The following is an 11,698-nucleotide window of genomic DNA, read 5'->3' as shown; positions in this document are numbered from 1 at the left end:
CACAACACGTCGAATGTCCCCCGCAGTTGCATCTGATGCAACTCTGCGGGTTACCATGAGCGACGCGTACGTGTGGCGCAGGTCGTGGCCGAGCCCGGAACCGGTCGCGGGCAGTGCCAGCCCCAGTGCCGCAGCGACGGAAGGTGGTCGATCGACCACGCCCGGCACGGAGTCGTCCTGATGGCATGCTGGGCCGGTGAACCCCCCGGATGACGAGACGCTCCCGGCCGACACGCACGTCCACGACCGGGACCAGACCGCGGACGACCGGGATCGGACCGCGGAGGCGCACGATCGGGCCTCTCTGGCCCGGGACGAGCGATCCGACGCACGCGACGTGCGGGCTGACGAGCGTGAGCAGGGCCAGCGGTACGACCCGACGGCGGCTGCGGACCGGGCCGGGGCCAAACGGGACCGGCAGGGCAGCGCGAGCGACCGTCAACATGCGGAACACGACCGGGTGGCTGCCGCCACGGACCGGGCCCTGTCCGCGCGGGAACGGGACGCCCTGCTCGTCGACGGGCTGACCGGGGTGCATCGCCGCGAACCTGGCCTGGTGGAGCTCGAACGGGAGATCGTGAAGGCGCAGCGGACCGGGCAATGCTTCGTGCTCGGCTTTCTCGACGTGGACGGACTCAAGAACACGAACGACACCCAGGGGCATGCCGCCGGTGACGAGCTGTTGAGCCGCGTCGTCGAGACCGTCCGCGGTGTGCTGCGTGAGTACGACTTGATCGTGCGGTACGGCGGAGATGAGTTCCTGTGCGGTGTGATGGGTTTGCCGGCGGCCGAAGCTGCGTTGCGGTTCGAGGTGGCCAACGCCAACCTCACGGCCACCCGGGACGCGTCGATCACCGTCGGTCTCGCGGAACTCGGCCCCGACGACTCGCTCGCGGAGCTGATCGCGCGCGCCGACGCGGCCATGTATCAGGCCCGGCGAGCCCCCGGCCGGAGTTGACCGGACCGGCGACGCGCCTGCCTCGGCGCACTCGAGGTTTCGCGGACCCACCTCGCTGCGAGCACCTCCGCGGCGAGCGGTCCTCGTAGCCCCGCTGCCGCAGGTCAGCAGGCAGAGCGGAGGCGGATGGGAATCGAACCCACCAGGACCGGATACCGACCCTCACCGGTTTTGAAGACCGGGGCGCCCACCAGGAACGCGTACGCCTCCCTCGTCGGTGGCCGGAGCCGCCGCGAGACCGACAGGCTACTTCGGCTGCAGCCGGGCGCCGCCGTCGATGCGCACCACCTCGCCGTTGGCGTAGGAGTTCACGAGCAACTCCACGACCATCGACGCCAGCTCGTCGGCGGCGCCCAGCCGCTTGGGGAACAGCACGTCGCGCTTGAGCTTGTCCTTGAACTCCTCGGCTGCCGCCCCCTCGCCGTAGATCGGTGTGTCGAACAACCCGGGTGCCACGCAGTTCAGCCGGACGCCGACGGCGGCCAGGTCGCGGGCCACCGGCAGGGTCATGCCCACGATGCCGCCCTTGCTGGCGGAGTAGGCGGCCTGGCCGATCTGGCCGTCGAAGGCCGCCACGGAGGCCAGCGTGACGATCGCGCCGCGACTGCCGTCGGCGTCCACCGGCTCGGTGCGGCCCATGGCGGTCGCGGCGAGGCGGATGCAGTTGAACGCGCCGATCAGGTTGACCGTCACCACCTTGGTGAAGGCGCCCAGGTCGTGGGCCGAGTCGAAGGTGCCGTCGCGGCCGACGGTGCGGCTGGCCCAGGCGATGCCGGCGGCGCAGACCAGCGTGCGCAGCGGCCCGTGTTCCTCGGCCGCGGCGACGGCGGCCGCGACCTGCCCGGGGTCGGTGACGTCCGCCCGCACGTATCCGCCGCCGATGCTCCCGGCTACCGCCGCCCCCTTCTCGTCGTTCAGGTCGACGACGACCACGGAGGCGCCGCGGGCGGCGAGCGCACGCGCGGTGGCTTCACCCAGGCCGGACGCGCCGCCCGTGACGAGAGACGAGGTACCGGTGAGGTCGAGCAAGGAAGGCTCCTTCGTTGTCGGTGGCGGCCATTGCATCAGGTAGCACCGGACGTAGGCTCACCGGTATGCCAGTGGTCGGCGCGGTCGTCCTGGCGGGGGGTCGCTCCTCGCGTATGGGCAGCTCCAAGGCCGGTCTCGAGTGGCACGGCTCGACCCTGCTGCGCCGCGTGGTCGGTGTGCTGGCGCGTGGCGTCGACGGTCCCGTGCTGGTGGTGCGGGCGGCCGGCCAGCAGCTGCCGCCGATCCCCCCGTCCGTCGAGGTGATCGACGACGCCGAGCAGGGACGCGGGCCGTTGCAGGGTCTCGCCGCCGGCCTCGGCGCGCTCGCCGGCCAGGCGGAGGCCGCCTTCGTCTGCTCGACCGACCTGCCGTTCCTGCATCCCGCGTTCGTGCGCCGCGTCACCGGCGCCCTCGACTCCGCCGACATCGCGCTGCCCGTCGTCCACGGCTTCCGCCAGCCGCTGGCCGCGGCCTACCGCACCACCCTCGCCCAGGCCGCGCTGGACCTGCTCGCGCAGGACCGGGCCCGGCCGGCGTTCCTGCTCGAGCACGCCGCCGTGCGGGTCCTGGACGACGCCGTCCTGCTGGAGGACGCCCGACTGCGGGCCGGCGACCCCGACCTGGCCTCCGTCACCGGTGTCAACGACCGGACGGCGTACGCGCAGGCGCGCGCCCGACCCGCCCCGGAGGTGGTGGTCCAGCGGATCGGGGTGCTGGCCGCGGCCGGCGGCACGGGTACGACGACGGTGCGCGCCGCCACCCTGGGCGCCGCCGCCCAGGCCGTCGGGCTCGTGCTCGACCGCCACCTGCTGGCGGCCGTCGACGGCGACCAGGTGGTCCGCGACGTCGAGACGCCGCTGGTGCAGGGTGACGTCGTGACCTTCCTGTCGGCCGACGCCGGTGGCTGACACGCCGGGCGGCTACTTCGGTCGCGCCCTCGTCGTCGACGTCGGCGACGGGTCGACGTCGGTCCTGCCGCTGCCCGAACAGGTGCTGCGCGACCACCTCGGCGGCGCCGGCCTCGGCGCCTGGCTGCTGCTCGAGCTCGCCCCCCCGGGCGTCGACCCCATGGCCCCGGAGGCGCCGCTGGCCTTCGTCTTCTCCCCCCTGGTCGGCACCCCACTGACCACGAGCGCGAAGTTCGCCGTGGTCGCCAAGTCACCGCTGACCGGCATGCTCACCGACGCCCTGGCCAGCAGCCACTTCGCGATCGCCGGCAAGCTCACCGGCCATGACGCGATCATCCTGGTCGGGGCCGGGTCGGCGCCGGTCACGGTCGTCGTCGACGGCGGCCAGGTGCGGCTGCTCGATGCCCGCGCACAATGGGGCCGGTCGGCGGCTGAAGCGGAGGCGGCGGTTCGCGAGCAACTCGGACGCGGCTGGCAGGTCGCGTCCATCGGCAGCGCCGGCGAGCGCGGCGTCCGCTACGCCACCATCTCCCACGACGGGCGGCACGCCGGCCGGGGCGGCCTCGGCGCCGTGATGGGGGCCAAGAACGTCAAGGCGCTCGCTGTTCATGCGACCACGAAGGTGGCGCCGGCCGACCCGGCCGCCGTGCTGGCCGCCGCCCGGGACCTGCGCGAGAAGTCCCTCGGCCGTGCGACCCAGAAGTACCGGGAGGTGGGCACTCTTGCCAACGTACTGGCCTTCAACGCCCTGAACACCCTGCCGACGCGCAACTTCCAGCAGGCGAGCTTCGACGGCGCGCCGCAGCTCGCGGCGGAGGAGCTCGCGCAGGCGCGGTCGGTGACCAAGAGCTCGTGCGCCTCGTGCGCCATCGGCTGCGAGCACATCTACCGCGGCAAGGGCGGCCGCACCGTGCGGATGGAGTACCAGAACGTCAGCGCGCTCGGGCCGATGTGCGGCGTGTCCGACCCCGACGACGTGCTCGCGGCCAGCGCCCGCTGCGACGACCTCGGCATCGACACCATCTCGGCCGGCGGCACGATCGCCTGGGCGATGGAGTGCGCGGAGCGCGGGCTGATCGACGCACCCTGGCTCCGGTTCGGCGACGGCGCCGCGCTGCTGCGCGCCCTCGACGAGATCGGCTCCGGACAGGGACTGGGTCCGCTGCTTTCGCTCGGCAGCCGTGCCGCGGCACAGGTGGTGGGGCAGGGATCGGCGGCGTTCGCGGCGCACGTCAAGGGCCTCGAGCTGCCGGGCTACGAGCCCCGGACGATGCAGGCGATGGCCCTCGGGATGGCCGTGAACGCGCGCGGCGCGGACCACAACCGATCCGGCGCGTACGAAGCCGACCTGTCGGGCGACCTCGACCGGCTCTCCGGCGGCGAGGCGCACGTGCGCGGCGCGATCGAGGCCGAGGACCGCAGCGCCGTGATGGACTCGCTGATCCTCTGCAAGTTCCTGCGGGGCGTGTTCGAGGAGCCGTTCGCCGAGTGGGCGGCCCTGCTGGCGTCGGTGACCGGCTGGGACGTCGACGAGGCGGAACTTCGCGCCACCGCCCAGCGGATCGTGCTGCTCAAGCGCGCGTTCAACCTGCGCGAGGGCTGGCAGCCCGAGGACGACTGGCTCCCCGACCGCTTCCTGTCACAGGACCTGCAGCTGACCTCGGGTCGCACGGCGACGCTGACGCCCGCGCGGCTGCGTGCGATGGTCGACGCCTACTGGAGCGCCCGCGGCCTGGACGGGCACGGAAGACCGCCTGCCGGCTGAGGAGCGGACCGAACAGCCTCAGCCGGTGAACAGCGGCAGGGCCTTCTTCACCGTCATGACGACGCCGTAGGCGAGCGGCACGCCTACGAACAGCCAGGCGCCGATCAGACGTGCCTTCAGTCCGGTCATGTCCTCTGCCGACGAGCTGTTCACTGCGTACCTCCGGAGGTGGGTCGGTCGGTCGGGGAGGCGCCGGGGGTGGCGGCGGCCGCTCCCTCGAGCTCGTTCGAGTAGGGCGCCGCGCCGTCCTCCGCGACGTGGTGCTTGGCGGCCACCGGGCGCATGAGCAGGTTCGCGACGAAGCCGACGACGAGCAGGCCGACCATGACCAGCAGCGACGGCCGGTAGGTCGCGGCGCCCTCCAGACCGGCATCTTCGGCCCGCTCCCGGATGACGTTCACGATCAGCGGTCCGGCGACGCCGGCAGCCGACCAGGCGGTGAGCAGGCGGCCGTGGATCGCGCCGACCTGGAAGGTGCCGAACATGTCCTTGAGGTAGGCCGGGATCGTGGCGAAGCCTCCGCCGTAGAAGGACAGGATGATCGCGGACAGCACGATGAACAGCAGCACGCTGGTGGATCCGGCCGTGGCCAGGAAGAAGAAGGCGACCGCGCCGACGCCGAGGTAGAGCATGTAGGTCGGTCGGCGCCCGATGACGTCGGAGGTCGAGGACCACACGATCCGGCCGGCCATGTTGAACAGTGACAGCAGCCCGACGAAGCCTGCGGCCGCCGCAGGCGACACCTCGTCCGGGAAGAAGTCCTGGATCATCGGCGAAGCCTGCTCGAGGATCCCGATGCCCGCGGTCACGTTGCAGAACAGCACCGTCCACAGGAACCAGAACTGCGGCGTGTGCAGCGACTGCTTGGCCGAGACGTTCGCGGTGGTGCGCATGCCGCCGGCCGTCTCCGTCCTCGGCACCCACCCCTGCGGCCGCCAGCCGTCCGGAGGGATGCGGACGGTCAGGACGCCGAACGTCATGAAGGCGGCGTAGAGCAGGGCAAGGGTGAGGAAGGTCGGGACGAGCGCGTCCGTCGGCTGTTCGCCGGCCGGGCGGGAGGTGTAGGCCTGCAGCAGCTCGTTCGACAGGGCGGAGGCGATGAAGGCACCGCCGCCGAAGCCCATGATGGCCAGCCCGGTCGCCAGGCCCGGCCGGTCCGGGAACCACTTGATCAGCGTCGACACCGGGGAGATGTAGCCCATCCCCAGGCCGATCCCGCCGAGGACGCCGTAGCCCAGGTAGAGCAGCCACAACTGCTCGGTCGCGATGCCGAGCGAACCGACGACCAAACCTCCGGTGAAGCAGACAGTGGACAGCGCCATGGTCTTGCGCGGACCGTTGCGCTCCATCCACGTCCCGCCGAAGGCCGCGGCCAGACCGAGCATCACGATGGCGATGGAGAAGACGATGGCGATGGCGGTGTCGCTGACGGCGAAGTGCTCGACGAGCGGGTTCTTGAAGACGCTGAACGCGTAAACCGAGCCGATCGACAGGTGGATCGCCAGGGCGGCCGGCGGCACCAGCCACCGGCTGTAGCCGGGCCTGGCACACGAGTGCTCGCGGTCCAGGAAGCTCAGGGCTGCCACGTCGTTACTCCTCCTGGGTTGCTGCGGGCAGCGGATCTGCCGCCCGGATGGTCGTCCTGCCGGCGGCGGTCGAGGCGCTCGCGCTGTGGCACGACGGTGTATTTCGGGTCGCGCGCCGACTCCTGCCCCGCCTCGAACACGCCGAAGCGCAGACAGGCCGAGCCGGCGAGCAGCGCCGCTCCCGACAGGGCGGAGGCGGCACGGCTGCGGCGGCCGACGACGGCGCCCAGCGCACCGGCCGCGGTGAGCAGCGTACTGGTCCGCATCAGCGTCCCGGCATGGCCGGCGTGCAGCGGCTCGGCGGTGATGCCCATCGACCGCTCCATCTGCTGCTCGACGGCCAGCTCGAGCAGCGCTCCCCCGACGGCCAGCCGGCGGGCCGGGCCGGCTTCGGCGACAGGTGCGCCGATCAGGCCGAGCCCGCCGGAGGCGGCGCAGGCCGAGCCGACGAAGACGAACGGCAACTGACGGTGGGCGTCGTGCCAGGTGGGTGTCGCGGTGTCCGACAGCAGCACGGCGGTGTAGGAGGCGACGGCGGGAGCGAGGCCCGCGGCGACCAGCCCGGCCGGGCGCGCCGAGGCGCCCAGCAGCCTGCCGAGAGCTCCCTCACGGACCCGCCGCGGCATGAACCGCCGCAGCTCGGCCGCGGCGGCCAGCCCCGCGAACGGCCCGTACGCGGTCAGGATCCACGTGCCGACCGACATCGGCGAGGTGGGCTTGGCGACCCGCAGCATGTGGTGGAAGCGGGCGGGCCGGCCCAGGTCGTGGACCAGCGCCACCATGCTGAGGGCCAACCCGACGAGCGCTCCCAGCCTGCCGGTGCGGCGCAGGGCCGGCCGTTGCGTCAGGTCGGCCCCGGCCGACAGCAGTGAGGAACCGGCCGCGACGCCGCCGAGGAACAGGTAGGCCGGGATGTCCACCTCCCACGGCGCCGCCTTGACGATCGGCCGGCCGTAGTAGGAGGTGAACTCGGCATCCGGGACGACGGCGTTCTTGTCACCGCGCCGCCCGGACCGGTGTCCGGCCCGGCTCATCGGCCACCCCCCGTGAAGACCGCGATCGCACCGGCGAGCATCGTCACCGCAGCGAGGCCTGCCCTGCGCCACATCTCGGGGAGGTCCTTCGTGGTCACGACCGCGTCCGGCGGCAGGCCGTAGACCTCCGGCTCGTCGAGCAGCAGGAAGAACGCGCCGAGCCCCCCGACGCCGTCGTGGCTGTTCTCGCCGTAGAGCCGGGCGTCGTGCACCCCCTCCGCGTGCAGCGCGTCGACCCGTCGCTGCGCCCGCTCACGCAGCTCGTCCACGTCGCCGTACTGGATCGACTCGGTGGGGCAGGCGGTGGCGCAGGCCGGCTGCAGGCCCGTGCCGATCCGGTCGTAGCACAGGGTGCACTTCTGGGCCAGCCCCTCGTTCTTCGTCACGCCCTTCTCGCCGACCCGGCGGTCGATCACCCCGAACGGGCAGGCGGGAACGCAGTAGCCGCAGCCGTTGCAGATGTCGTCCTGCACGACGACGGTTCCGAACTCGGTACGGAACAACGCGCCGGTGGGGCAGACGTCCAGGCAGGCGGCGTGGGTGCAGTGCTTGCAGACGTCAGACTCCATCAACCACCGGAACTCGGTGCGTTGCGCGCCCTCGGCGTCCCCGGGCAGGGTGGTGCTCGGGAGGCCGAGGTCGACCTTGTTCGACGTGCCCAGGCTGCTCCGGTCCCCTGACAGCGCACTGTCGGAGGTCTTGTTGAGCACGTCGCTGGCCGGCGGCCCGACCGGCGTGCCGGCGATGCCGGGCTCCTGGGTGCCGAAGGATTTGGGCTGCTCGATGAACGCGACGTGCCGCCACGTGCTCGCACCCAGTGCACCGGTGTTGTCGTAGGACGAGCCCAGGAAGTTCATCCCGTCGTCGGGGATGGCGTTCCACTCCTTGCAGGCCACCTCGCAGGCCTTGCAACCGATGCAGATCGACGTGTCGGTGAAGAAGCCCTTGCGGGGCTGGCGCTCGCCGTCGACCCAACCGGCGTCGGCCGCCGGGTCGGCCAGCGGGCCAGAGAAGGAGTTGCTCACTGCTGCGCCCCCTCGTGCGGCGTCAGCCGCGTGTTGCCCGTGTCCGTGGTGATCCCGGCACGGGTGACGTAGTCCTCGACGAAACGCACCAGCGCCGGCCCCGTGGGACGTCGTCCCGGGCGGATGTCGCAGGAGGCCGCCTTGGACTCCTGGATGTGCACGTTCGGGTCGAGGGCCAGGCCGAACAGGTCGTTCGCGGAGTCGCCGCTGACGACGGCGTCGCCGCCGACGCCCCAGTGGTAGGGCAGCCCGATCTGGTGAATCGTGTGGCCGCCCACCGTCAGCGGCACGACCCGGTCGGTGACCAGCACGCGCGCCTCGATGGCGGCGCGCGCCGTGACGATCGTCGCGTAGCCCAGGTGCTCCAGCCCACGCTCGCGGGCCAGCTCGGGCGAGACCTCGCAGAACATCTCCGGCTGCAGCTCGGACAGGTACGGCAGCCATCTGCTCATGCCACCGGCCGTGTGGTGCTCGGTCAGCCGGTAGGTGGTGAAGACGTACGGGAAGACCTCGCCGCCGGGCTCGTGGCCGGACGGGTTCTGCAGATTGTCCTGCCGCTTGAACACCTGCCGGGTGGGGCTGGCCTGCTGGGTGTAGAGCGGGTTGCGGACCGGTGACTCGGCCGGCTCGTAGTGCGCCGGCAGCGGCCCGTCGAGCAGCCCGACCGGCGCGTAGAGCCAGCCCTTGCCGTCGGCCTGCATGATGAACGGGTCATCGCCCGCGATGCCGTCCGGACCGCTCGCGCCCGGCTCGGGGCGGTGGTCCGGGGGCTTGGTCAGCTGGAAGTCCGGGACGTCGTGGCCGGTCCACCGCCGGGCCTGCTCGTCCCACCAGACGTAGGCCTTGCGCTCGCTCCACGGCCGCCCCTCCGGGTCGGCGGAGGCCCGGTTGTAGAGCGTGCGGCGGTTCATCGGCCAGGCCCAGCCCCACTCGGGCGCCACCCAGCTCTGCTCCCGTCCCGGCCGGCGGCGGGCGGCCTGGTTCACGCCGTCGGCATACACGCCGCAGTAGATCCAGCAGCCGCCCGAGGTCGACCCGTCGGCCTTCATCTCCGTGAAGCCCGGCAGGTGCTGCCCGGCCTTGTCGCCGGTCAGGTAACGACCGTTGATCTCCTGCAGCACCGCGTCGGCGTCCGGATCCTGCGTCACCCCGTGGGTCGGGTAGTCCCAGGTCAGGTCCAGCAGCGGGCGGTCCTTGTCCTGCGTGGAGCCGGCGTAACGCTGCCGGAGCAGCCTGCCCAGGTGGTAGTAGAAATGCAGCTCGCTGCGGGCATCGCCCGGCGGCTCCACCGCCTTGTGCCGCCACTGCAGCATCCGCTGCGTCTGGGTGAAGCTGCCCTCCTTCTCCACGTGCGTCGCCGCGGGGAAGAAGAACACCTCGGTGCCGATCTGCTCGGTCGTCAACTCCCCCGACGCGATCTCCGGCCCGTCCTTCCAGAACGTCGCGGACTCGATCAGCTGCAGGTCGCGCACCACCAGCCACTTCAGCTTGGCCAGGGCCAGCCGCTGGAGCTTGCCGTGGGCGGATCCGACGGCAGGGTTCTGGCCGACGAGGAAGTAGCCCTCGACCCGGCCGTCGTGCATGTCGAAGACGGTCTGGTAGGTGCCGTGGTCGCCGGTCAGCCGTGGCAGGTAGTCGAAGCAGAAGTCGTTCTGCGGCGTGGCCGCGTCTCCCCACCAGGACTTGAGCAGGCTGGCGGTGTAGGCGTCGGCCTGCGACCAGAACCCCTTCTGGCCGGGGGTGGCGATGTTACGCAGGTAGTGGGCGTACCTGTCCTGCCGTCCGGCTTTGGGCATCGGCAGGTAGCCGGGCAGGATGTTGAACAGCGTCGGGATGTCGGTCGAGCCCTGGATACTGGCATGGCCGCGCAGGGCGAGGATGCCGCCGCCGGGCCGGCCCATGTTGCCGAGCAGCAGCTGGATGATCGCCGAACCGCGGATGTACTGCACGCCCACCGAGTGGTGCGTCCAGCCGACGGAGTAGACCCAGGCGGTGGTGCGGTCGCGACCGCTGTTGGCGGTCACCGCCTCGCAGACCTGCAGGAACAGCTCCTGCGGGACCCCGCACACCTGCTCCACCAGCTCCGGCGTGTAGCGGGCGTAGTGCCGCTTGAGCACCTGGAAGACCGTCCTGGGGTGCTGCAGCGTCTCGTCGCGCCGGACCCGGCTGTGCTCCAGGTTGGCCCCGCGGCCGCCCAGCTCGTGGCCGCTGGCGCTGCTCTTCTCGGACTGCTCGTCGCTCTCGCTGCTGGCGCTGCTCTGCTGGCCGCTCTGGTCGTCCTCGGAGCCGGTCATCGGTGCGCGGGCGTTGCCTGCCGCCGCGTTGACCTCGTGCCCCTCGTACCCCCAGCTCGCGGTGTCGTAGGTCCCGGTCTCCGGGTCGTAGCCGGAGAACAGGCCGTCGAGCTCGTCGACGTCCTGGAAGTCCTCGGAGACCAGACTCGCGGCGTTGGTGTAGGAGACGACGTAGTCCCGGAAGAACTTCTCCTCGCCCAGGATGTAGTTGATGATCCCGCCGAGGAAGGCGATGTCGCTGCCGGCTCTCAGCGGGACGTGTGTGTCCGCGAGCGCAGACGTGCGGGTGAATCGCGGATCGATGTGGATGATATTGGCACCGCGCGCCTTCGCCTCCATCACCCACTGGAACCCGACCGGGTGGCACTCGGCCATGTTGGAGCCCTGGATGACGATGCAGTCGCTGTGCTGCAGGTCCTGCTGGAAGTTCGTGGCGCCGCCACGGCCGAACGAGGCCCCCAGACTGGGGACGGTGGCGCTGTGTCAAATACGCGCCTGGTTCTCGACCTGGATCGCACCCAGAGCCGTGAACAGCTTCTTGATGAGGTAGTTCTCCTCGTTGTCGAGGGTCGCCCCGCCGAGTGAGGCGAAGCCGAGGGTCCGCCGCAGCGTGTGCCCCTGGTCATCCGCGTCCTGCCAGGTGCTGTCCCGGGTCGCCTGCACGCGGTCGGCGACCATCTCCATGGCCTGCTGGAGCGGGATGTCGACGAACTCGGTGGCGTAGGGCGCCCGGTACTTCACCGTGGTGACGCGGCTGGGGCTGTTGACGAGTTGCTCGCTGGCCGAGCCTTTCGGGCAGAGCCGGCCGCGGCTGACCGGTGAGTCCGGGTCGCCCTCGATCTGGACGACCTTCTCGTCCTTCACGAAGACCTTCTGACCGCAGCCGACGGCGCAGTAGGGACAGACGCTCTGCACGACGCGGTCCGCCGTCGCGGTCCGCGGCTGCACACCGGCGGTGCGGCCGGACCGGGCGGCGGCCCCGCGCCCCAGCGGGTCCTCGCCCGTCAGCTGCCGGTAGACCGGCCAGCCGAGCAGCACGTCCTTCATCCCCACGTACGACCTCCTGGAGCAGCGGTTTCCCCGGCACTACCCAACACCT

Annotated in this window: 8 protein-coding genes and 1 tRNA gene; 3 read left to right on the top strand and 6 right to left on the bottom strand. The window is 71.7% G+C overall.

All coding sequences use genetic code 11. The features are described from left to right. The first annotated feature begins 196 nt into the window (after positions 1–196). Entirely contained in the window at positions 197–958 is a 762-nt protein-coding gene (locus WD794_12990; protein MEX2291228.1) for a GGDEF domain-containing protein, read from the top strand. A gap of 117 nt (positions 959–1,075) precedes the next feature. Here WD794_12990 and WD794_12985 read toward each other — a convergent pair. Together WD794_12985 and WD794_12980 are read right to left on the bottom strand one after the other, a co-directional pair. After that, a tRNA-Sec gene (locus tag WD794_12985) sits at positions 1,076–1,168 on the bottom strand. Between the two features lie 36 nt (positions 1,169–1,204). Further along, positions 1,205–2,023: an SDR family NAD(P)-dependent oxidoreductase gene (locus WD794_12980; GenBank protein MEX2291227.1), complete on the bottom strand. Its 819-nt coding sequence runs from the start codon at positions 2,021–2,023 to the stop codon at positions 1,205–1,207. 29 nt (positions 2,024–2,052) lie between these two features. Between WD794_12980 and WD794_12975 the strand changes: the two genes are divergently transcribed. Continuing rightward, a complete protein-coding gene (locus WD794_12975) occupies positions 2,053–2,895 on the top strand; it encodes an NTP transferase domain-containing protein (protein ID MEX2291226.1) in 843 nt (280 codons plus the stop codon). Further along, complete coding sequence (locus tag WD794_12970; protein MEX2291225.1) at positions 2,888–4,660, top strand: aldehyde ferredoxin oxidoreductase family protein; 1,773 nt, start codon at positions 2,888–2,890, stop codon at positions 4,658–4,660. Before WD794_12975 ends, WD794_12970 begins: the two co-directional genes overlap by 8 nt. Before the next feature lie 149 nt (positions 4,661–4,809). Here WD794_12970 and WD794_12965 read toward each other — a convergent pair whose 3' ends face one another. From WD794_12965 to fdh, 4 genes are read right to left on the bottom strand one after another with little or no spacing between them, the layout of a single operon-like run. Continuing rightward, positions 4,810–6,246 (bottom strand): OFA family MFS transporter, encoded by a 1,437-nt coding sequence (locus tag WD794_12965; protein ID MEX2291224.1) that lies wholly within the window; start codon positions 6,244–6,246, stop codon positions 4,810–4,812. Beyond that, positions 6,234–7,280, bottom strand: a complete 1,047-nt coding sequence (gene nrfD, locus WD794_12960) for an NrfD/PsrC family molybdoenzyme membrane anchor subunit (protein MEX2291223.1) — start codon at positions 7,278–7,280, stop codon at positions 6,234–6,236. Before nrfD ends, WD794_12965 begins: the two co-directional genes overlap by 13 nt. Beyond that, a complete protein-coding gene (locus tag WD794_12955; protein ID MEX2291222.1) occupies positions 7,277–8,305 on the bottom strand; it encodes a 4Fe-4S dicluster domain-containing protein in 1,029 nt (342 codons plus the stop codon). The genes nrfD and WD794_12955 overlap by 4 nt, the downstream gene beginning before the upstream one ends. Further along, on the bottom strand, positions 8,302–11,646 hold the full coding sequence (gene fdh / locus WD794_12950; protein MEX2291221.1) for a formate dehydrogenase: 3,345 nt from the start codon (positions 11,644–11,646) through the stop codon (positions 8,302–8,304). The genes WD794_12955 and fdh overlap by 4 nt, the downstream gene beginning before the upstream one ends. Positions 11,647–11,698 lie beyond the last annotated feature (52 nt).

This window comes from Mycobacteriales bacterium (genome assembly GCA_040902655.1).
Classification (GTDB): Bacteria; Actinomycetota; Actinomycetes; order Mycobacteriales; family SCTD01; genus SCTD01.
The sequence above is the reverse complement of the archived record's forward strand: the minus strand, read 5'-3'. Positions and strand labels throughout refer to the sequence as shown.

Bases quoted from the DNA above. Each gene is read 5' to 3' on its own strand.
- WD794_12980 (MEX2291227.1), bottom strand. From the start codon at position 2,023: ATGCAATGGCCGCCACCGACAACGAAGGAGCCTTCCTTGCTCGACCTC.
- WD794_12975 (MEX2291226.1), top strand. From the start codon at position 2,053: ATGCCAGTGGTCGGCGCGGTCGTCCTGGCGGGGGGTCGCTCCTCGCGT.
- nrfD (MEX2291223.1), bottom strand. From the start codon at position 7,280: ATGAGCCGGGCCGGACACCGGTCCGGGCGGCGCGGTGACAAGAACGCC.